Annotated in this window: 17 protein-coding genes; 8 read left to right on the forward strand and 9 right to left on the reverse strand. The window is 70.6% G+C overall.

All coding sequences use genetic code 11. The features are described 5' to 3' along the window. The first annotated feature begins 12 nt into the window (after positions 1–12). On the forward strand, positions 13–735 hold the full coding sequence (locus tag H4N64_RS04255) for a Mut7-C RNAse domain-containing protein (RefSeq protein ID WP_186280731.1): 723 nt from the start codon (positions 13–15) through the stop codon (positions 733–735). Here the strand turns inward: H4N64_RS04255 and H4N64_RS04260 are convergent. The 5 genes from H4N64_RS04260 to H4N64_RS04280 form a co-directional block, all read right to left on the reverse strand. Further along, complete coding sequence (locus H4N64_RS04260; RefSeq protein WP_186280732.1) at positions 732–3,134, reverse strand: galactose oxidase-like domain-containing protein; 2,403 nt, start codon at positions 3,132–3,134, stop codon at positions 732–734. The two genes, H4N64_RS04255 and H4N64_RS04260, sit on opposite strands and share 4 nt — an antisense overlap. Further along, on the reverse strand, positions 3,131–4,324 hold the full coding sequence (locus tag H4N64_RS04265; RefSeq protein ID WP_186280733.1) for a glycosyltransferase: 1,194 nt from the start codon (positions 4,322–4,324) through the stop codon (positions 3,131–3,133). Before H4N64_RS04265 ends, H4N64_RS04260 begins: the two co-directional genes overlap by 4 nt. Next, positions 4,321–5,949 (reverse strand): phospholipid carrier-dependent glycosyltransferase, encoded by a 1,629-nt coding sequence (locus H4N64_RS04270; RefSeq protein ID WP_186280734.1) that lies wholly within the window; start codon positions 5,947–5,949, stop codon positions 4,321–4,323. The genes H4N64_RS04265 and H4N64_RS04270 overlap by 4 nt, the downstream gene beginning before the upstream one ends. Continuing rightward, the gene (locus H4N64_RS04275) at positions 5,946–7,214 is read right to left on the reverse strand and encodes a glycosyltransferase (RefSeq protein ID WP_186280735.1); all 1,269 of its coding nucleotides are present in this window, start codon (positions 7,212–7,214) and stop codon (positions 5,946–5,948) included. Before H4N64_RS04275 ends, H4N64_RS04270 begins: the two co-directional genes overlap by 4 nt. A gap of 202 nt (positions 7,215–7,416) precedes the next feature. Next, positions 7,417–9,447 carry a thioredoxin domain-containing protein gene (locus H4N64_RS04280; protein WP_186280736.1) on the reverse strand — a complete coding sequence of 677 codons (2,031 nt, stop codon included), beginning with the start codon at positions 9,445–9,447 and terminating at the stop codon, positions 7,417–7,419. Positions 9,448–9,586: 139 nt separating this feature from the next. Here H4N64_RS04280 and H4N64_RS04285 point away from each other — a divergent pair, with 139 nt between their 5' ends. After that, positions 9,587–12,781: a tetratricopeptide repeat protein gene (locus H4N64_RS04285; RefSeq protein ID WP_186280737.1), complete on the forward strand. Its 3,195-nt coding sequence runs from the start codon at positions 9,587–9,589 to the stop codon at positions 12,779–12,781. Positions 12,782–12,987: 206 nt separating this feature from the next. Here H4N64_RS04285 and H4N64_RS04290 read toward each other — a convergent pair whose 3' ends face one another. Continuing rightward, on the reverse strand, positions 12,988–13,233 hold the full coding sequence (locus H4N64_RS04290) for a hypothetical protein (RefSeq protein WP_186280738.1): 246 nt from the start codon (positions 13,231–13,233) through the stop codon (positions 12,988–12,990). Continuing rightward, positions 13,226–14,107 (reverse strand): mycothiol conjugate amidase Mca, encoded by an 882-nt coding sequence (gene mca / locus H4N64_RS04295; protein ID WP_186280739.1) that lies wholly within the window; start codon positions 14,105–14,107, stop codon positions 13,226–13,228. The genes H4N64_RS04290 and mca overlap by 8 nt, the downstream gene beginning before the upstream one ends. A gap of 117 nt (positions 14,108–14,224) precedes the next feature. On the opposite strand from mca, the gene H4N64_RS04300 reads away from it, so the two are divergent. Together H4N64_RS04300 and greA are read left to right on the forward strand one after the other, a co-directional pair. Next, positions 14,225–14,623, forward strand: coding sequence for a DUF4307 domain-containing protein (locus H4N64_RS04300; protein WP_186280740.1), 399 nt, complete (start codon positions 14,225–14,227; stop codon positions 14,621–14,623). A gap of 188 nt (positions 14,624–14,811) precedes the next feature. After that, positions 14,812–15,318 (forward strand): transcription elongation factor GreA, encoded by a 507-nt coding sequence (gene greA, locus H4N64_RS04305; protein ID WP_186280741.1) that lies wholly within the window; start codon positions 14,812–14,814, stop codon positions 15,316–15,318. Positions 15,319–15,397: 79 nt separating this feature from the next. Here greA and ilvA read toward each other — a convergent pair whose 3' ends face one another. Then, positions 15,398–16,627, reverse strand: a complete 1,230-nt coding sequence (gene ilvA, locus H4N64_RS04310; RefSeq protein ID WP_186280742.1) for a threonine ammonia-lyase — start codon at positions 16,625–16,627, stop codon at positions 15,398–15,400. 161 nt (positions 16,628–16,788) lie between these two features. On the opposite strand from ilvA, the gene H4N64_RS04315 reads away from it, so the two are divergent. The 3 genes from H4N64_RS04315 to H4N64_RS44800 all read left to right on the forward strand — a co-directional run bounded on the left by H4N64_RS04315 (position 16,789) and on the right by H4N64_RS44800 (position 18,196). Beyond that, the gene (locus H4N64_RS04315; protein WP_186280828.1) at positions 16,789–17,304 is read left to right on the forward strand and encodes a MarR family winged helix-turn-helix transcriptional regulator; all 516 of its coding nucleotides are present in this window, start codon (positions 16,789–16,791) and stop codon (positions 17,302–17,304) included. Between the two features lie 143 nt (positions 17,305–17,447). Next, the gene (locus H4N64_RS44795; protein ID WP_186280743.1) at positions 17,448–17,951 is read left to right on the forward strand and encodes a sigma factor-like helix-turn-helix DNA-binding protein; all 504 of its coding nucleotides are present in this window, start codon (positions 17,448–17,450) and stop codon (positions 17,949–17,951) included. After that, positions 17,948–18,196 (forward strand): hypothetical protein, encoded by a 249-nt coding sequence (locus H4N64_RS44800; RefSeq protein WP_186280744.1) that lies wholly within the window; start codon positions 17,948–17,950, stop codon positions 18,194–18,196. The genes H4N64_RS44795 and H4N64_RS44800 overlap by 4 nt, the downstream gene beginning before the upstream one ends. Before the next feature lie 9 nt (positions 18,197–18,205). Here H4N64_RS44800 and H4N64_RS04330 read toward each other — a convergent pair whose 3' ends face one another. Continuing rightward, positions 18,206–19,363 carry a cystathionine gamma-synthase gene (locus tag H4N64_RS04330; RefSeq protein WP_186280745.1) on the reverse strand — a complete coding sequence of 386 codons (1,158 nt, stop codon included), beginning with the start codon at positions 19,361–19,363 and terminating at the stop codon, positions 18,206–18,208. 107 nt (positions 19,364–19,470) lie between these two features. Between H4N64_RS04330 and H4N64_RS04335 the strand changes: the two genes are divergently transcribed. Further along, on the forward strand, positions 19,471–20,589 hold the full coding sequence (locus H4N64_RS04335; protein WP_186280746.1) for a hypothetical protein: 1,119 nt from the start codon (positions 19,471–19,473) through the stop codon (positions 20,587–20,589). Positions 20,590–20,624: the final 35 nt, after the last annotated feature.

Genomic DNA, 20,624 nt, shown 5'->3' on the forward strand with positions numbered 1-20,624 from the left:
CATCCTGACCGGGTGACCGCACCGGAGATCCGCCTCGAAGTCGCCCCCGAGCTGGCCCTGTTCGTCCCGCACGGCCGCCGGTCGGGCGCCGCCGCGCTTGTCACCGACGGAGTCTCGTCCCTCGGCCATGTCGTGGAGTCCCTCGGCGTGCCGCTCACCGAGGTCGGGGCGCTGGAGGTGGACGGCCGGGAGGTGCCGGTGTCCTACGTCGCCAAGGCGGGCGACTCGGTCCGGGTGAAGGGGGTCGAGCGCCCCCAGCGGGTGCCCGGCGCTCCCCTGCGCTTCCTGCTCGACGTCCATCTGGGCACGCTCGCCCGGCGCCTGCGCCTGCTCGGCGTGGACACCGCCTACGAGTCGACCGACATCGGAGACCCGGCCCTCGCCGCCCGCTCGGCCGCCGAGCGGCGGGTCATGCTCAGCCGCGACCGGGGCCTGCTGCGCCGCCGCGAACTGTGGGCCGGCGCGTATGTGTACAGCACGCGGCCCGAGGATCAACTCCGGGACGTGCTCGAACGGTTCCGCCCCGAGCTGCACCCCTGGACCCGCTGCACCGCCTGCAACGGCCTGCTGAAGGAGGCCACGAAGGAGGAGGTCGCGGACCAGCTCCACGGCGGTACGCAGAGGTCGTACGACGTGTTCGCGCAGTGTCAGGAATGCGGCCGCGCGTACTGGAAGGGCGCGCACCACGAACAGCTTGTCGCCATCGTGGAACGCGCCCTCACCGAGTTCGCCTAGAGCGACTTCACATCACGCTTCCCGCAGGCGATGCCGTCCCTGTTCGGGTCCAGCCGCAGCGGGTCGTCCTTGCCGTTGAGCTTCAGACGGCCGTAGTCGTTCTCCTTCAGCCAGTCGCAGCGGGCCTTCGTCGTCGCCTTCACACCCGGCGGGAACTCGGTCGGCACACACACGTTGGCCGAGCCGTAGTGGCGGTCGCAGCCGGAGATCGTCGGGCTGACGTTCTGCGCGGTGCGCTTCTTGCCCGGGCCCTTGACCTTGCCGGACAGGTCGTCGGCGAAGGAGTGGACATGTGCCGAGGCGTCCGTCGCCTTCAGGGCCGACGGGCCTTGCAGATGGACCCACTTGGCGATGGACGGCACGCCGCCTGCGTCGACCGCGAAGAGCATGTACCAGCCGGGCGGGGCCAGGTTGGGGTTGCTCGTCACGTTCAGGTCGATGTTGTTGCCGTCGACGGACAGCGGCAGATCCACGAACCGCTGGTTGGGGTCGGAGGAGTGGGTCACCGCGGCCGGACGGATCAGCTCCGCCTTGGCGATGGGCCGGTCGACGGTGATCCGCTGGGTGTCGCCGTAGTTCCACTCGGAGTCGATCACCGAGGTGATCGTCGGACGCTCGCCCTTGAGGAGATAGGGCGGGGTGTAGATCGACACGTTGTGGTTCCAGGAGCCGTTGCCCGGGTTGTCACCGGTGGTCATCACCCGGCCGTCCGGGAGCAGGAACGCCGAGGAGTGGTAGCCGCGCGCCTCCGGGTCCGCGGCGACCTGGTCGAAGGTCTCCGTCGCCGGGTCGAAGATCGACGTCTCGTGGACGGGGTTGGCACGGTTGTGCAGGGCGCCGCCCGTCTCCAGCACCTTGCCGTCGGGCAGCAGTACGGCGGAGACGTACATCTTGCCCTGGTTGCCGGTCTGCGCCACGGGCCCGTTGCCGAGGTCGACCGTGCCCTGCGGGATCGGCGGCCCGGCGACGTAGGACGGGTTCGGCTGCTTGAGGTCGATGATGTCGGTCAGCCGGTTCGCGTCCGGGTTGGAGTCGATGTTGCCGCCGCCGAGGGTGAGGACCTTCTGGTCCTGCGCCGGAGGCAGCAGCACGCTCGCCGACTGGTCCCGCTCGTCCTTGTTCCGCAGCCCCGGCACCTGGGTGACGCTGTTGGCGCCGTAGTCGTAGATCGCGGAGCCGGTGCCCGGGATGTTGTTGCCGAAGACATGGCTGCCGGAGTAGAAGAGGCGGCCGTCCTGCATCAGGATCATGGACGGGTACAGACCCCAGTACGACCAGGTCTGGTTGACCTTCCACAGTTCGAGCCACTTCTGCTCGGCCTGCGAGAACACCTCGGCCGTCACCGACCCGGTGGAGTCCTCCTTCAGCCCGCCGAAGGAGATCACGTCACCGTTGCCGAGGATCGTCGCCGACGGGTACCAGTGGCCGTCGTTCATGTCGTTGGTCTTGGTGTACGTCTCGGTCACGGGGTCGAAGATGTACGAGTCCTTGTACCCCTGGTAGCCGATCGTGCCGTCCGCCGACGGATAGCCCTTGTTGCCGCTCATCACCAGCACCCGGCCGTCCTGGAGCTGGACATGGCCGGCGCAGAACATGTCCTTCGGGGTGGGGATGATCTTGTAGGAGCCGTTGGCCGGGTCGTACACCGCGGAGGTGAAGGTGCCCGCCTCGAACATCGCCTCGCTGTTGCCGGAGCCGGCGATCAGCAGCACCTTGCCGTTGTGCAGCACGACGGAGTGCATCGAGCGCACCGGGTTCTGCACCGGGAGCACGTCCCAGCGGCCGTTCGCGCACTCCTCGGCGGTGCCCGTGCAGGCGGGCGGCGGGGTGACGTCGGGGACCTGTTCCATCGTGTAGTCGTCGGTGGTCGCCGAGCCGGTGCCGTAGACCGAGACGCCCCAGCTGATCCGGTCGGTGCCCGCCGGGACCTCGGGGGTGCGGACGGTGGCCTCGGTCCAGCTCCCGGCCATCTCCAGCGTCTTGAGGTCGGTCCAGTACTGCCAGCCGGCCGTGGTGTCGTGCCGGAAGAGGGTGAGGTTGGCGTCCGGGGTGGTCGTCTTGTACCAGAGGCCGAGGTCGTACTGCTTGCCCGGTGTCACCGCCGGCGCGCAGTCCGAGGACTCGGTGATCAGCGCCTTGCGGTCGCCGTCGACCCGGCGGGTCAGGGTGACCTTCATGGCCTTGGAGCCGGAGTGGGCGTCGGCGACGGTCTCGAAGCTGAAGTCGTTGTCGCCCCAGCCGGACTTGGACCAGCAGTACGGCATGTCCCCGGTGCCGGCGGTCTCGAAGCCGGGGTTCTTGATCAGGTTGGCGGCGGAGGCGGGATGCGGTGTGGTCAGGAGAAGCCCGGCGGTGAGGGTGCCCACCGCGAGCAGGGCCGTTCTCCGTCGGTGTCTCATGCGGTGCTCCTTGCTGTGCGGCTCCTGTGCGGCTCCCCGCCGGACTTCCTGCGGGGCAGGTAGACCAGCGCTTCGGTGGCGGCGAAGCGCAGGACGAAGGTGGTGACCAGGGCGACCGCGGTCGCGGAGAGGGCGCCCATGTGGAACTCGCTGACGAACAGCGCGATCAGCGGGATGCGCAGCACCAGATCGGCGTTGGCGAGCAGCGCGAACCGGCCGGCGCGGTCCCACCAGCGCCGGTGCAGCCGTCGGTCACGGAACAGCAGATGTTCGATGAGCAGGAAGTTCCAGGCCACGCCGAACTGGTTGGCGACGATCTCGGCGGGCAGGTAGTGCATGCCCAGGCCGGTGAGGATCCACAGGGCGAGCAGGTTCGGCAGAAACCCGGAGGCCCCGATCAGCCCGAAGCCGATCATGCGGGCGGCCGGGGAGGCGGTGCGCAGGCCGATCAGATGGCGCAGGAAGCGCAGGCCCTCCTGGGCGGTCGACTTGGACTCGCCCGCGAACCGGTCCTGGAAGACGAAGGGGACCTCGGCGACCTCGCGCGGGCGGCTGCGGACGGCGAGTTCGAGGAGGATCTTGTAGCCGAGGGGCTTGAGCACCTCGGCGGTGACGGCCTGGCGGCGGATCGCGAAGAAGCCGCTCATCGGGTCGCTGATGCCGTGCAGCCGGCGCGGGAAGAGGGACTTGGTCAGCCAGGTGGCGCCGCGGGAGACGGCGACCCGGTAACTGCCCGCGAGCCCGGCCCTGCTGCCGCCCTTGATGTACCGGGAGGCGACGACGAGTCCGGCGTTGGACCGCTCGCCGGTGGCCACCAGCTCCGGGACCAGGGAGGGCGGATGCTGGCAGTCGCCGTCCATCACGACGATCCAGTCGGAGGTGGCCGCCTTCAGCCCCTCCACGACGGCGCCGCCGAGCCCGCCGACCGGATCGTCCCGGTGGATCACGGCCACCGGGAAGGGGCAGTCCTGCGCCGCCTTCTTGATCACCTCGGGGGTGTCGTCGGTGGAGTCGTCCACGAAGACGACCTCACAGGGCAGCCGGGTGGGCACCGATTCGGTGATCTGGTGCAGCAACTCCCGTACGTTCTCCGACTCGTTGAACGTCGGTACGACGATGGTGACGGCACCGGGCTCCGGAACCTCCGAAGCTTCCAGATCCGGTACGGGGGTCGTGTACTCCTGGCTCATCGGGTGCCTCCCGCGGTCTGGATCTGCCGGATCTCGATGCGGTCCTCGCCCTTGCCGAAGACGGCGACGGGCGTGGAGTGCTCCATGGCCGCCTTCACGTTCGGCAGGTCGGCCGCGTCGCGCCGTACGGTCGGGGAGGCGACGACGTAGTCGATGTCGCGCCAGCCTCGGGGCATGGTCTTGGTCACGGCGGGGTCGAGGTCGGCCTTGTAGAACCAGATGACGCCGTTGCCGGGCCGGTACCCGGCGTGCACCAGGTCCAGCCAGAGCGCGTCGTCGACGAGGACCCGGGTCTTCTCGGGCCGCTCCACCTCGGTGCTGAGCCACTTGGAGGCCGCCCGGTAGGGGGCGTTGGCGTCGGCGGTGACGGCGGTGCGGGCGCCGTCGTACCAGCGGGGCACGACATAGGCGCCCGCGCCGAGTGCGAGGACGGCCGCGAGGGTGTACCGGCCCGCCGGATGCAGTCGGCCCTTGCGCAGGACGGCGTGGGCGACCGACGCGGTGCCTCCGGCGAGGACGAGCGCGAGGAACGGCAGCGCCTGGATGATGTACATCGCGGGCAGATAGCCGCTCGGGCGCATCGCGACCAGGGCGAGGATCGCCACGGCCGCACAGGGCCCGGCGAGCGCTCGGGCGGTGACCGACCAGCGCCAGGTGGCCAGCAGCAGGAGCGCGCCCGCGAGGCCTCCGAGCGGCAGGACACGGTCGTAGTAGAGCCACGACTGCAGGACCCCGTACGAGCCGGATCCCTGGTCCAGGATGAAGCCCGAACCGGGCCTGGTCATCTGGTACTTGATGCCGTCCCACAGGGAGACATGCCCACTGCCGGGGAACAACTCGCCCTTCAGCAGGGCGAAGAGGGGGTACGACAGACCGATCAGGACGCAGGCGGTGATCGCGCCGGTCACCGCGAACTTGCGGGTGTCGCGGTGACTGTGCCGCCACATGGTGACGAGGATCGCCGGGAGGACGAACAGCATCGTCTCCTTGGTCAGCACCGCCGTCGCGGCGGCGATGCCCGCGCCGAAGTGGTGCCAGAGGTGACGGCTCGGGGACGCGGCGAGGGTGAACGCCAGCAGCGTCCACATCACGGCGAGGTTGTCGAGGAAGATCTCGCGCTGGAGGACGACCGACAGAGGCGAGAGCCCGAACAGGACCATGCCGAGCCCGGCGGCCCAGCGCGGCAGCGACAGCCGGCGCCCGAGCATGTACACCAGGACCGCGCTGATCCCGCCGACCACCAGCATCACGGCCCGCATCGAGCCGACGGTCATCGAGTCGGGGCTGATCAGCGACGGTATCCAGGTGAGCAGGGCTATCTGCATCCAGCCGAACGGCGGGTGGTCATACCAGTACGTGTAGTGGGCGAGCCCGCGGCCCTCCTGGACCGCCCAGGCCTGGGCGAGGTAGGTGCCCTCGTCGTCGCTGAGCGTCGGGTAGGCGGCGATGTTCCAGCCCTGCACGACGAGGATCGCCATGAGGAGCACGACGCACAGGACGAGGTCGGGTCGGGAGGTACGCAGCCTCTTCGGCGGAGCCGTTCGACCGGTTGAACCGGCCTCGGGCGCAGGCTGCCGCTGCGCGGGGACCTGGGGAGTGGTCACCGCGGGAAGGGTGGAGGTCACGCAGGAACGTCCTCTCGGATCACATCGGCCTGGTTGAGGTGAGCGCCGACATGGCTGGTCAACTCCCAGTCGTTACGGCCGCGTTGCTCGCGCCAGACGGCACGGATCGCGGCTCCGGCGAGCAGCACCTGGTAGAAGGGACCGCCGACAATGAGCTTCAGGTAGTGCACGAACCGGACGCGAAGTCCGTACTGCTTGCCGAAGTCGTGCAGTCCGACGACCTCGAAGACGAAGGTGACGAGCGCGGTGACGGCCGGCAGGAAGGTGATGAACGCGATGGACACCGGCACGTCGAGGAAGAGCGCGATCGCCACGTTGAGCGGGATGATCAGGCCGGTGAAGGCCTGGAGGAAGGGTGTGGTGAGGGTGTAGCGGGCGAGCAGCCGCTGCCCGAAGGTGGGCAGTTGCTTCCAGTCCTTCTTCCGGTAGACCTGAAGGAAGCCCTGGTTCCAGCGGGTGCGCTGCTTGAGCAGCGACATCAGGCTGCCGGGGGTCTCCTCCTTGGTCACCATGTCGGAGTCGTAGGCGACGACGACCTTCTTGCCGACGCTGGAGAGCCGCACCCCGAGGTCGCAGTCCTCGGCGAGGCAGTTGGGGTCCCAGCCGTCGGCTTCCCTGAGCACATCCGTCCGTACGAAGACGGTGTTGCCGCCCAGCGGGATGAACCCCTTCTGCGCGTGCAGATGGAGCCGGGAGCGGAACCAGAAGAAGTACTCCAGGCAGTTGCGCAGGCTGTACCAGCTGGAGTGGAAGTTGATCAGCTGCACCCCGCCCTGGACGACGTCGGCGCCGGTGGAGCGGAAGGCGTGGTCGACGTGGGCGAGGAGCTCCGGGTGCACCTGGTCCTCGGCGTCGAAGACCCCGACGACATCGCCGCGGCAGTGCGGCAGCGCCGTGTTCATGGCCTTCGGCTTGTTCTTCTTCTCGTGGGTGTCGACGACGACGCGGACGCGTGGGTCGCGTGCGGCGGCCCGCTCGGCGACCTCTGTGGTCTCCGGGTCGTCGTGCCCGACGATGACGATGATCTCGAAGTCGGCGTGGCCCGACTCCAGCAGCCGCTGGATGGTGTGGTCGAGCACGGCCTGTTCATGGCGGGCCGGCAGCAGCAGCGAGAACGACAGATGCTCGCCACCGTCCGGTCTGCTGAACCGGGTGGAGGCGAGCACCTCTGGCGTACGCCAGGCGTGCATCTGCCACCACAGGGTGAACGCCGCCATCCAGAACAAGGCCAGCGAGACGACAGCGATGAAGACAGACGTGAGCAACAGATCCCCCCAGATCCCCAAGACCCCCTGTCGCGACGGGCAGTCACAGCCGTCGCGCCACTGTGCAGAGATTAGGGGGGAAGTGTGAAGCGTGAGAGCTGTTCCGATAAATAGCTTGTTTCGGAACGGTGACTCCGTAAGCGGTACCTATCCGAACAGACGCGCAATTAGGGCACACGGAACGGCGCCCACCGCTTCCGTTTCACCTCCTCAGCGCCTCGCGCAGTCGCTCCGGGTCGGTCGTCGGGGCGTCACAGGTGAAGTTACGGCAGACATACGCCGCCGGTTCACCGCCGACCAACGGACGCCCCGCGAGCAGCGGCAACTCGTCACTGTCCGGGGTGCCGACGGCGACCACGGCACCGGGCGCGGTGCCCAGCAGTGCCGTGCGGTGCAGGGTCCGGGTGGCCGGGTCGTCCAGCGAGGGCCCGACGACGGCGACCTCCCGCGGCCCGTCGAGCCTCGCCTCGGCGGCGGCGAGCCCCCAGCCGATGAACCGCGGCACCCGCGGCCCGAGCGCCTTCACCACGCCCAGCGCCCGTTCCGCGGCGGTGCGATGGGGCTCGGCGCCGGTCTGTGCGGCATAACCCAGCAGGGCGTTCGCGGCGGCGGTCCAGCCGGAGGGGGCGGCGTTGTCGGTCGGGTCCTGCGGGCGGCGGATCAGCCGCTCGGCGTCCACGGCCGTGTCGTACAGGGCGCCGGACGCCTCGTCGACGAAGCGGGTGAGGACGTGGTCGAGCAGGAACCCGGCGAACTCCAGCCAGACTCCCTCCCCGGTGACGGACGCGAGCGCGAGGAACCCCTCGGCGACATCGGCGTAGTCCTCCAGCACCCCCGCGTTCGCCCCGACGTGCCCGTCCTTGCTGGTGCGGGCGATCCGCACGTGCTCGTCCAAGTGCAGCCGTACGAGGAGATCGGCGGCGCACACCGCGGCCTCGACGAGGTCGGGGCGGTCGAAGTAGGCGCCGGTCTCGGCGAGCGCGGCGATGGCGAGGCCGTTCCAGGCGGCGACGACCTTGTCGTCCCGGCCGGGGGCGGGGCGCTCGGCGCGGGCGGCGAGCAGGCGTTCCCGCACGGAGGCGATCTTCTCGGCGTCGAAAACACCCTCGTGCTGCGGGAGTTGGAGGACGGAGGCGCCCTCCTCGAAGCTGCCCTCCTCGGTCACGCCGAAGTACTGGGCGGCGAGTTCGGCGTCCGCGCCGAGCACCTCGCGGAGTTGCTCGGGGGTCCAGACGTAGTAGGCGCCCTCGACGTGCTTGCCGGTGCCGTCGTCGCTGTCGGCGTCCAGGGCGGAGGCGAACCCGCCCTCGTTCGTGCGCAGTTCGCGGACCATGAAGTCGGCGGTCTCCAGGGCGACACGGCGGGCGAGCTCGGAGCCGGTGGAGCGCCAGAGGTGGGCGTAGACCCGGCACAGCAGCGCGTTGTCGTACAGCATCTTCTCGAAGTGCGGCACCACCCAGTCCCGGTCCACGGAGTACCGGGCGAAGCCGCCGCCGAGCTGGTCGTAGATGCCGCCCCTGGCCATCCGCTCACAGGTGTCGGCGGCCATCTGGAGGGCGCCCTCGGCCCCGGTCCGCGCATGGTGGCGCAGCAGGAACTCGATGACCATGGACGGCGGGAACTTCGGCGCGCCGCCGAATCCGCCGCGCTGCGGGTCGTACTCCCGGGTGAGCCCGAGCAGCGCCCCCGCGAGCTCCTCCTCGCCGGGCGCCTGGGAGTCGCCGTAGGAGATCTCCCGTCCTGCGAGGTCGCGGACGATCTTTCCGGCGACCTCGGAGACCTCGTCCCGGCGTCCGGCCCAGGCCTGCTGGACGCCCTCCAGCACCTGCCGGAAGGAGGGCATGCCGTGGCGGGGGGCGGGCGGGAAGTAGGTGCCGAAGTAGAAGGGCTCGGCGTCGGGGGTGAGGAAGACGGTCATGGGCCAGCCGCCCTGGCCGGTGGCCGCCTGTACTGCCTCCATGTAGACGGCGTCCACATCGGGGCGTTCCTCGCGGTCGACCTTGATGTTGACGAAGTGGGCGTTCAGGTAGTCGGCGGTCTCCTGGTCCTCGAAGGACTCGTGCGCCATGACATGACACCAGTGACAGCTGGAGTATCCGACGCTGAGCAGCACGGGTTTGCCGCTCTCGCGCGCCTCCTCGAATGCCTGGTCCGACCAGGGCCACCAGTCGACGGGGTTGTCGGCGTGCTGGAGCAGGTACGGGGAGGTCTCATGGGCCAGTCGGTTCGGCATGGTGTCCATCCTGCCGCAGTACCCTGGCGGCCGCCGGGCAGCACACCCCACAAGCTCGATCTTGCGGCCCCCTCCCCACGGCGTCCCGTCCGCAGCACACTTGACCAAGAACGCAGTTGCCGCCGGAGGGGGACGTGACATGCGGGACAGCCATCGGACGGAGGCCGAGCGGCTGTTGGCTCGGGCCGTGGAGGAAGAGGTACGGCGCTCGGGCGGGCGTACCGACGGGAGCGTGCTGCTGTCCCGGGCGCGGGGCGCGCTGGACGCGATGGCGCAGACGGCGGCCGAGGAGTACGAGGCGTACACCCACGCGCTGGACGAGACGGAGGCCGGCCGGCTCACCTTCGGCCAGCGCTACGCCAGCGAGGGCGGCGGCACTCCGCTGCTGGTGGCGGGCGTCGCGGGCCTCGCCGCGGTGGTCGCCGACCTGGCCCTCGGCACCGGCGCGGGGACCGCGGTGGGCGCAGGCGTGACCGTGGGTGTCGTGGGCGCCGCGGCGACGGTCGTGAAGGTGGCCGGGGTGCATCTGCCGGCCGCGCACCATCGGGCGGGGGCGGTCGGGCAGCCCGGCGGTCCCGAGCAACTGCGGCTTCAGTGGCTGACCGCGCTGGAGGTACGCGGCATCCGGCCGTTCCTCGATCAGCAGCGGGTGCTGAGCGCTACGACGGGGGCGACCCCTCAGTTGCGCGGCACCGACAAGAGCGCGGCGGCCCGGGGGCGGAGCGTGCTGGAGCAGTCCTTCGGTCAACTCCCCGAGCCGGCGGATCCGTTCGCGGGGCGACGGCAGGAGCTGGGGCGGATCCGGCAGTGGGTGCAGGCGGCCCGGGCGAGTACGGAGACCCGTCCGACGGTGGTCGTGCTGCACGGGGCGCCGGGCAGCGGCCGTACGGCGCTCGCGGTGCGGGCCGCGCACGACCTGCGGGATCAGTTCCGCGGCGCGTGCGTGGTCGATCTGCGCGGCGACACCGCGGAGGAGCCGCCGCTGTCGACCCGGGACGCCCTGCTGCACCTGCTGAACCGTCTGGGCGCGCCCCGCGAGCAACTGCTGTTCCGTGAGCGCTCCTCCCCCGACCAGCAGGTCAAGCGGCTGAGCGAGCTGTACCACCAGCATCTGACCGGGCTGCCGGTCACGGTGGTCCTCGACGACGCCTGCGACCCGGAGCAGGTGCGCACCCTGCTGCCCGAGCGCTCCGACAGCCTGGTCCTGGTGACGGCCCGCGAACCCCTGGAGCTGCCCGGGGACCTGCGCGCCTGGGTGCACCACCTGCGGGTGGAGCCCTTGGCGGCGGCGGGCGCGGAGGAGCTGCTGAGCGCGGTGGCGCAGGACGCGACCGGCCCGTACGACGCCGAATCCGCCGACAGGATCCACGAGTTGTGCGGCGGGCTGCCGCTCGCCCTGCGCATCGCCGGCTCGTCACTGGGCCCCCGATCGCCCCGCCGCCTCGCCACCGACCTGGGCGCGTACGGCCCCGTGGAACCGGTCGAGCGAGTGCTCTGGTTGCGCTACACCGACCAGTCGGAACCGGCCCGACGCCTGCTGCGCCGGCTGGCGCTGGCCGGACGGGCCTCACTGGGCGCGGCGGCGGCCGCCGCGCTGCTGGCGACGGACGAGTCGGAGGCCACCCGCCATCTGGTCGCCCTCTCCGAGGCTGGCCTGATCGACCACGTCCGCGGCAGCCGCTACCGCCTGCACGACCTGGTCCGCGCCTTCGCGGGCGCCCGCCTCCTGGACGAGGAGGAACCGACGGAACGCACCTCGGCGCAGGAACGGCTGATCGTCGACTACGCCGACCTCGCCGACTCGGTCCTGCGCCTGGTCGACGGCAACATGTCCACCCGCTCCGACCGCTTCAGCCCGCACGGCTTCACCTCCCTGGACGAGGCCCTGCGCTGGCTGGACGACGAATCCAGCTTCATCACCTCGGCACTGCGGCACGCGGACGGCGTCAACCAGGCGGCGGTCCTGGAACTGCTCGGCGCGCTGTGCGACTACTGCCTGTTGCGCGGGGACCTCTACCGCCTGGGCGAGATCAGCGAGCTGGCGCAGGCGGTGGACCAGGGCCTGCTGATGCGCTCGGTGCAGTGGCGCACGGGCATCGCGGCGAGGCAGCTCGGCGAACTGGACAAGGCGCGGACGACGCTGGCGTCGGTGGTGGACCTGTACATGGAGGCCCACCATGACGCGGGCGCGGCGCGGGCCCTGTGCTCCCTGGGCATCACACTGCACCACCAGGGCCAGTTGACGGAGGCGGCGAAGAAGCTGCGCGAGGCGCTGGACCTGCAGGCACCGCCCCAGTTGGCCACGGACCGGGCATGGACGATGCACGCGCTGGCGGCGGTGGAACGCGACCGAGCGCACCTCTCCGAGGCCCTGGACCTGCTGACCCGCTCCCTGGAGCTGCACCGAGCGGGAGAGTCGGTGCACGGCGAGGCGTGGGCGCACTTCCAGTTGGGCCAGTTGGGCCTGCGGATGGGCGACGTCCCGCGGGCGGAACGGGAACTGCGCGAAGCGCTGGACCTGTACGGCCGTACGCGCGACGCACGCGGCGAGGCGTGGGCGCTGACCCAACTGGCCCGGGCCCGCCTGGTCGCCGGCGACCCGTCCCCGGCGGTGGACGGTCTGCGCCAGGCGGCGTCCCGGCACCGGGAGAACGAGGACGCGCGGGGCGAGGCCTGGACGATCTACTACCTGGGCCAGGCCCTTGAGGAGACAGGCAACTTGGACCAGGCGGTCCGTGAACTGGAACGCTCCCGCACGATGTTCTCCCGCATTCGCGACGTCTACGGCCTGGCATGCGCCCGCCATCACTCGGCCCGGGCGACTCGCGACCTTCGTGCGGCCCAGACGGGTTCGCTCAGGAACTCGGGCTTCGCGCGGCAACTGCTGGTGGACGCGAGGGCCGACTTCCAGCGCATCGGCGTCGCGCACGGCGAGGCGTGGACCTGCCTGGAACTCGCGGTGGTGGAGGCGGGCAACTCCCGTACCCAGCAGGCGTTGGCACTGTGCGACGAGGCGGTCGGCCTGTTCACGTCGTACGGCGACCGCCGGGGCGAGGACTGGGCCCACTTCCTGCGCTGCACCCTGCTGCCGTACGCGGCACCGGGCGGCGTGGAGGTCGGCACGGCGGTGGCGCAGGAGGAGTTGACCCAGTTGGCCCGCAGCGGTCATGCGGTGCGGGACGAGAAGCTGGAGGAGTACGTCGGCGCGTATCAGCTGTTGCTGGAACGGGGCGTGAACCTGGAGGCGGGCTGGCAGGCCTGGCGCTTGCGGATGGTGCCGAGCCGGCATGCCCGGGAGGTCATGGGGGTGGCGGTGGTGACCGCCGGGCGGTGAGCCGGCTGCTCGCCGTGTTGCGGCGCTGCTTGCGGCTGACAGTCATCCTCAACGACGCGCCAGGCTTCGGGTGACCACCGGTTCGTCAGCGTCGACGCCTCGGAGGTGTACGTCCGCCGACGCGGCTGGTCGGGCGCCCACTCCGACCACGTACGGCCGGAGTCGGCACACCTGCTGCTGTCACTGGCGGACCACGCCCGGTGAGCTCAGCCCTTCGCGGACTCGCCCGGCCCGTCCCCGGAGGCGTCCGCCTTGGGGTCGGGGGTCTCCGTGAAGGCGACCTTGCTCATGTGCTTGTTCATCGACTTCATCAGGCCCCACACGGCCAGTGCCATCACCGCGAAGACGATGAAGCCGAGGACACCGGGGGTGACCTTGTCCTCGTCGACCTCCTTGGCGAGGGTGGCCAGCTGGGTCATTGCCAGGCTTGCGCTTGCGCTCATGTCAGGCATTGTCGCGGACGCCCGCGAAGAGGTCGTCCTCGGGGAGGGAGGTATCGACGAGGGACTTCGCCAGCTCGTACTCCTCCGTCGGCCAGACCTCCTTCTGGAGCTCCATCGGAACGCGGAACCAGCCGCCGTCGGGGTCGATCTGCGTGGCGTGCGCGATCAGGGCCTTGTCGCGGATCTCGTAGAAGTCGGCGCACGGAATGTGCGTGGTCAGCGTGCGCTCGGCACGCTGGAACTCGTCCCAGCGCTTGAGCCACTCCCCGTACGGCGACTCCAGGCCCCGGTCCAGCATCGCCCGGTGCAGCGCCTCGGTGCGGGGACGGTTGAAGCCCTGGTTGTAGTAGAGCTTCTGCGGCTGGTACGCCGGGCCGAACTCGGCCTCCGGGTACTTCTCGGTGTCCGCCGCGCCCTCGAACGCCACCATCGAGATCTTGTGGGTCATGATGTGGTCGGGGTGCGGGTAGCCGCCGTTCTCGTCGTAGGTGGTGATCACCTGCGGACGGAAGGAGCGGATCTTCCGCACCAGCTCACCGGCCGCCTTGTCGACGTCCTCCAGGGCGAAGCAGCCCTCGGGCAGCGGGGGCAGCGGGTCGCCCTCGGGCAGGCCGGAGTCGACGAAACCGAGCCACTCCTGCCCCACGCCGAGGATCTCGCGGGCCTCGTCCATCTCCTTCTTGCGCACCTCGTGGATGTGCTCCTCGATGTACTTGTCGCCCTGGAGCTTGGGGTTCAGGATGGAGCCGCGCTCCCCGCCCGTGCAGGTCACGACCAGCACGTCCACCCCCTCGGACACGTACTTCGCCATGGTGGCCGCCCCCTTGCTCGACTCGTCGTCGGGGTGGGCGTGGACGGCCATCAGTCGCAGCTGGTCAGTCAAGACTCAATCCTCGTCGGTCGGCGCCCCCCGTCTGAACGGGCGCATACGGCGGCTTCTATAGTGACCGAATCGGGGGCCGAATAATTCCGGGGCCCTGCCCCCGCCGAGAGGACGATCATGACCACGGCGAGCACGCGACTGCCCGAGGGCCGCTACGGGCGCTCCTCGGACGAGCACGCCGACCGCCGGCTCAAGCGCGCCGCCCTCGCCTTCGGAGTGCTGCTCATCGCGATGATGGGGTTCTTCGGCTACTACTACGTCGCCCAGAACGAGATCAGCGCCGAGATCATCAAGTACGACTTCTCGAAGACCGCGGTGCAGGTGCATCTGGAGGTCCGCAAGGACGCCGGCGCCTCCGGTTACTGCACGATCCGCTCGCAGGCGGAGAGCGGCGCCGAGGTGGGCCGGGCGGACTTCCGCTTCGACGGGGACGCCACACGGATCGACAAGGTCGTCACGCTGCGTACGACGTCGGAAGGCACGACGGCCGAGCTGCTCGGCTGCCACGCGGACTGACCCGGCCGGGCGCGGAGCGGGTTCGCCCGCAATACATAGGCGTTGACCTGCGTTGACGTAACTCTGGTGGCTTATGTCCTCCCCCTGACGCCATTGAATTGTTAGGCTCGTGGTTTCGCCCATCCGAGAAGGAACATTCTTCTGGGTAGGGCGATGCTTTGTATTCCCAGTACCGACGAGGAGCACCTGTGACCCAGACCAGCGAGTCCGTCACCTGGCTGACCCAGGAGGCGTACAACAAGCTCAAGGACGAGCTTGCGTACCTTACTGGTCCTGCGCGCACGGAGATCGCCGCCAAGATCGCGGCCGCGCGCGAGGAGGGCGACCTGCGCGAGAACGGCGGGTACCACGCGGCCAAGGAGGAGCAGGGCAAGCAGGAGCTCCGTGTGCGCCAGCTGACCCAGCTTCTCGAAAACGCGCAGGTCGGCGAGGCGCCGATGTCCGCGGAGGGCGAGGTCGCGCCCGGCATGGTCGTGACGATCGCCTTCGACGGCGACGAGGACGAGGACGACACCCTGTCCTTCCTGCTCGCCTCGCGTGAGTACGCGAGCGCCGACATCGAGACCTACTCCCCGCAGTCCCCGCTGGGCGCCGGCGTGATCGGCCACAAGGTCGGCGAGGACGCGGAGTACGAGCTGCCGAACGGCAGGAAGGCCTCGGTGCGGATCCTGAAGGCCGAGCCCTACAGCGGCTGACCCCCGGTCCCGTACGCCCTTGACGCGCCCCCGGCCTCCTTGTGACGCCGGGGGCGTCGTCATGCCGCCGCGGATGACCTCAGTCGATGACCGTGTAGCCGGCCTCGCGCAGGGCCTGGCCGACCTCGGCGCAGTGCGCCGGACCCTTCGTCTCCAGGTGCAGTTCGACCTCCGCCTCCGTGAGCCCGAGCCGGGGATCGGTCCGCACATGGCTCACGTCGAGGACGTTGGCATCCGCCGCTGACAACACCCCGAGCAGAGTGGCGAGGGCGCCCGGACGGTCGGTGAGACGCAGCCGTACGGCCAGGTAGCGGCCCTGCGCCGCCATGCCGTGCCGCAGCACCCGCTGCATCAGCACCGGGTCGACATTGCCTCCGGACAGCACCGCGACCACCGGGCCCTCGAAGGCGCCGGGATCGCTCAGCAGCGCCGCGACCGGGCTCGCCCCGGCCGGCTCCACCACCAGCTTGGCCCGCTCCAGGCACAGCAGCAGCGCGGTGGACAGCTCGTCCTCGGTGACCGTGCGGACCTCGTCCACCAGATCTCCGATGATCCGGAACGGCACATCGCCGGGCCGCCCGACCTTGATGCCGTCGGCCATCGTCGCCGGGTTCTTCACCGACACCGGATGCCCGGCCGCCAGCGAGGGCGGATACGCCGCCGCGCCCGCCGCCTGCACGCCCACGATCCGCACGTCCGGGCGGATCGCCTTCACCGCGACGGCGATCCCGGCCGCGAGACCGCCGCCGCCGATGCCGACGACGATCGTGCGCACCTCCGGGCACTGCTCCAGGATCTCCAGACCGACCGTGCCCTGGCCGGCGATGATGTCGGGGTGGTCGAAGGGGTGGATGAAGACCGCGCCGGTCTCGGCCGCGTACTCCTCGGCGGCGGCCAGCGTCTCGTCGACCACCTGACCGTGCAGGCGCACCTCGGCGCCGTAGTCCCTGGTGGCGCTGATCTTCGGTAGCGGGGCACCCTTCGGCATGAATACCGTCGAACGCACGCCGAGCAGGGAGGAGGCGAGCGCGACGCCCTGCGCGTGGTTGCCGGCGCTCGCCGCGACCACCCCCGCGGCCCGCTCCTCCGGCAGCAGTCCGGCGATCCGGACGTAGGCGCCGCGCAGCTTGAACGAGCCCGTCCGCTGGAGGTTCTCGCACTTGAGGTGCACCGGCGCGCCCACGAGCTGGGACAGGTGTCTGCTGCCCTCCATCGCGGTCACGCGCGCCACGCCGGTGAGCATCTTCTGGGCGCCGCGCACGTCGTCCAGCGTCACCGGCGGCAGCAGGTCGGACTTGCGGTAGCTCATGACTCAAGTCTCGCAGTTCACACGTGTGGACTCCCGCTGTGACCAACCACCGAGACCGGTTTGCGCAGCGCCGGTACGGCCCGCCTCCCATCCGCGTAACCTGTCCCCCAACCCAGCACCCTTCATGAAGCGAGCCCCCGGCCATGCCCACAACACCTGGAATGTCGATGGACATGTCGACCGTCGGTGACACCGGTCTCCTCGACACGCTGCAGCACGAGGTGGCGGTGTTCGCCCGCCGTGCCGAACAGACCCGGCTCGGCGGGGTCGGGCAGGTGCGCAACTCCATGGACCGCGCCGCATACCTGCTGCTCAACCGCCTCGACAAGGAAGGCCCCATGGGGGTCAAGGCGCTCGCCGCGAGCATGGGGATCGACTCGTCGACGGTCACCCGGCAGGTGGCTCCGCTCGTCGACACCGGGCTCGTCAAGCGCACCTCGCACCCCGAGGACGGGCGGGCCGTGGTGCTCCAGCTCTCCCCGCGCGGGCAGTCCCGCCTGGAGGAAGTGCGCTCTTCGAGGCGTCAGTTGATGGCCGAGCTGACACACGACTGGGCGCCGGAGGAGCGCGAGGCGTTCTGCACGCTCCTCACGCGCTTCAACACCGCGCTGTCCGCCCGGATGGCCGCGCATGGCATGCCCGGAGCGGAACCGACCCCGGCATCGGCCGCCCAGTAGTCCGAGGCTCCGCACACGCGCGTGCCGCCCGACTCTTGACCCCGGGCCCGCCCCTGGCCTCATATGAAACCGGGTCCCCTTCGTTCGCCCGTACGTGGCCGGGATCCGCTGACTCAGGGGGTCGCCCTCAGGCGGGAGGCGCGGTGCGAGAACGGCATGCGTTCCAAGACGCGCGCCGGGCCCGGGAATTCGAGGCGTTCGTCGCGGGCGCGGCGGGCCGGCTGCTGCACACCGCGACGCTGCTCACGGCGGAGGCACCGGCCGACAACCCACGCGCGCGACGCCTGCTGGCGCTCGCCCTCGCCCATACGTACGCCGGCTGGGACCGGCTGCGCGGCGAGGATCCCTACGACCACGCCCGTCAGTATCTGGCCACCCGCTTCGCGCGCGGGGCGTGGCATCAGTACGGCGGTCTCGGCCGGGCCCGCCCGCACCCCGACAGCGCGCTTGCCGTCCTCGGCCCGCAGGAACGCCTGATCCTCGTCCTCAGGCTGTACGAGGGGGTCGCCGAGGAACAGACGGCGGCCCTGCTCGGTCTGCCCGTCGAGCGCGTACGGACGATCTGCGACCGGGCCACGGCGACCCTGCTGCACCCGCCACGGGGCCCCGCCCCCGCGGTCGTACGGGCGAGAGCGGCGGCGTCATGAACCGGAGCGAACGGGAGGCCGCCGTACGGCGGATCATGGAGCGCACGCCCCCGGCGGTACCGCCGGACCTCTGCGGGGACGCCGTCCGGCGCGGCGGCCGGATGCTGCGGCGCCGCAGGGCCGCGCTGCGGCTGATGTGGCTGCTGATGTTCGTGGCGTCGGTGGCGTTCCTGGTGTGGGCGCTGATGGCGCGCCCCTGGGTGGAGCCACCGTCGGAGGTGACTCCACCGCTCACTGGCTGGTGAATCCCGCTGTTACTGGCCGAGCGCCTGCTGGAGGTCCTCCAGCAGGTCCTCCACGTTCTCGATGCCGACGGACAGGCGTACCAGGTCGGCGGGCACCTCCAGGGCGGAGCCGGCCGCGGAGGCGTGGGTCATACGACCCGGGTGCTCGATCAGCGACTCGACACCGCCGAGGGACTCGCCGAGCGTGAACACCTGGGCGCGGTTGCAGACCTCGACGGCCGCCTCCTCGCCGCCCGCGACCTGGAAGGAGACCATGCCGCCGAACGCCCGCATCTGCTTGCCGGCGATCTCGTGACCGGGGTGCTCGGGCAGGCCCGGGTAGAGCACCTTCGTCACGCGCGCGTGCCGGGAGAGCATGTCGGCGACCTTGGTGGCGTTCTCGCTGTGCCGGTCCATGCGCACCGACAGTGTCTTGGTGCCGCGCAGCACCAGCCAGGAGTCGAAGGGGCCGGCGACGGCGCCCATCGCGTTCTGGTGGAAGGCCAGCTCCTCGCCGAGTCCCTCGTCGTTCACGATCAGCGCACCGCCGACGACGTCGGAGTGGCCGCCCATGTACTTGGTCAGGGAGTGCACCACGACATCGGCGCCCAGCGACAGCGGCTGCTGGAGGTAGGGCGTGGCGAAGGTGTTGTCGACGACGAGCTTCGCGCCGGCGTCCCGGGCGATCTGGGCGACCGCGGCGATGTCGGTGATGCCGAGCAGCGGGTTGGAGGGGGTCTCCACCCACACGACCTTGGTCTTCGGGGTGATGGCGGCCCGTACGGCGGCGGGGTCGCTGGTGTCGGCGACCGACCACTCCACGCCCCATCGGGCGACGACCTTCGCGAACAGGCGGAACGTGCCGCCGTAGGCATCGTTGGGGATGACCACGTGGTCGCCGGGGCTGAGCAGCGTACGCAACAGGCAGTCCTCGGCCGCCAGTCCGGACGCGAACGCGAGCCCGCGACGGCCGCCTTCCAGGGCCCCGAGGTTCTCCTCCAGGGCGGTCCTGGTGGGGTTGGCGCTACGGCTGTACTCGTAGCCGCCGCGCAGGCCGCCGACGCCGTCCTGCTTGTAGGTCGAGACCTGATAGATCGGCGGGACGACCGCGCCGGTGAGGGGGTCCGCCGTGTTGCCCGCGTGGATGGCGAGCGTCTCGAAGTGCTGACTGATGTGCCTGTCGCTCATAGGTCATGAGCGTAGTGCGCCGACGGCTCTGGTGACGGGTGGAGGAGTTATCCACAGGCCGGGGACCGGGTTGGCCAATTGTCCGTGCGGTCTGGAACGCTTGAGGCATGGAGATTCTCTGGGTCCTGATGGCGCTGGTCATGATCGGCTTTGTGGTGTTGCCTTTCATCCGGCGCAGGCGGGGCATGATCGAGCAGGTCCCGCCGGGGCACCCGGACGCCGCGGACCCGGCGAACTACGGGTTCGTACGGCAGGAGGAGCTGGACGTCCGGATGCCCGGACCCGACCAGGACCTGCTGGAGGTGCTGGACCTGGTGCAGCGCACCCAGGACTATCGCGCGGCCTCGCAGCTGCTCGCGGGCACCGAGACCGAGGGCGAGCTGCGCTGGCAGCGGGTGCAGGCCTTCGCGGGCGCGGCCTCCCTGGAGCTGCAGCAGCGGCCCGGCGGGGTCAGTGACACGCCCGGCGGGCAGTGGCTGCGGGTGTGGCGGGCCGAGCAGCCCAAGGACGCGGGCGGCGCGGCGGTGCACGCGGAGTTCCTGGTGCAGCAGGCGTGGCGCACCGCGGCGCCCGGCACGGACGAGTTCCGGATCATCATGGAGGAGGCGAAGGCGGCCTGCGGCGAGGCTGCGCTGCTGGCTCCGGGCGACCCGATCCCGTACATCGTCGAGCTGTCGGTGGCCCGTGGGCTGGCCTACTCGCAGCCGGAGTTCGAGCAGCTCTGGCTGAAGATCCTGGACCGCGCGCCCACCCACATGGGCGCCCATCTGGCCGCGCTGCACTACTGGTGCGAGAAGTGGCACGGCTCGCGTGAGCAGGCGTACGGCTTCGCGGAGGCCGCGGCGGCCCGCGCGCCGCAGGGTTCCCTGCTCGCGGCAATGCCGCTGTTCGCCGTCTTCGAGCATCTGCCCGAGGTGAACCTGGTCAGCGGCTTCTACCAGAGCGAGGTCGTGTCGAAGGCGATCCACGGCGCGCTGCACGCGGTCCACTCGGCGCGCCCCGAGGACCCGATCCTGGCGCACGTCCGCCATCTGCTGGTGTTCTTCCTGGTCCGCGCCGAGCGCTGGGCGGAGGCCATGAACCAGCTCATACACGTCGACGGCCATGTCGGTGCCCTGCCCTGGACGCTCTCCCCGGACCCGGCCGCCGAGTTCGCGGTGTACCGGGCGCTGGCGGTCGCGGGCTACGAGGCCAACGGCGGCAGCCCGGCGACGCTGCCGCACTGAGCCCGGGCAATGCCCGGGCGGCCGTCAGGCTGTCC

Source organism: Streptomyces cupreus (assembly GCF_014257025.1).
GTDB classification, from domain to species: Bacteria; Actinomycetota; Actinomycetes; order Streptomycetales; family Streptomycetaceae; genus Streptomyces; species Streptomyces cupreus.

Excerpts from the sequence above, each read along its gene's own strand:
- H4N64_RS04260 (WP_186280732.1), bottom strand. The coding sequence starts at position 3,134 with ATGAGACACCGACGGAGAACGGCCCTGCTCGCGGTGGGCACCCTCACC.
- H4N64_RS04265 (WP_186280733.1), bottom strand. The coding sequence starts at position 4,324 with ATGAGCCAGGAGTACACGACCCCCGTACCGGATCTGGAAGCTTCGGAG.
- H4N64_RS04280 (WP_186280736.1), bottom strand. The coding sequence starts at position 9,447 with ATGCCGAACCGACTGGCCCATGAGACCTCCCCGTACCTGCTCCAGCAC.
- H4N64_RS04285 (WP_186280737.1), top strand. The coding sequence starts at position 9,587 with ATGCGGGACAGCCATCGGACGGAGGCCGAGCGGCTGTTGGCTCGGGCC.
- H4N64_RS04290 (WP_186280738.1), bottom strand. The coding sequence starts at position 13,233 with ATGCCTGACATGAGCGCAAGCGCAAGCCTGGCAATGACCCAGCTGGCC.
- H4N64_RS04300 (WP_186280740.1), top strand. The coding sequence starts at position 14,225 with ATGACCACGGCGAGCACGCGACTGCCCGAGGGCCGCTACGGGCGCTCC.
- ilvA (WP_186280742.1), bottom strand. The coding sequence starts at position 16,627 with ATGAGCTACCGCAAGTCCGACCTGCTGCCGCCGGTGACGCTGGACGAC.
- H4N64_RS04315 (WP_186280828.1), top strand. The coding sequence starts at position 16,789 with ATGTCGATGGACATGTCGACCGTCGGTGACACCGGTCTCCTCGACACG.
- H4N64_RS44800 (WP_186280744.1), top strand. The coding sequence starts at position 17,948 with ATGAACCGGAGCGAACGGGAGGCCGCCGTACGGCGGATCATGGAGCGC.
- H4N64_RS04330 (WP_186280745.1), bottom strand. The coding sequence starts at position 19,363 with ATGAGCGACAGGCACATCAGTCAGCACTTCGAGACGCTCGCCATCCAC.
- H4N64_RS04335 (WP_186280746.1), top strand. The coding sequence starts at position 19,471 with ATGGAGATTCTCTGGGTCCTGATGGCGCTGGTCATGATCGGCTTTGTG.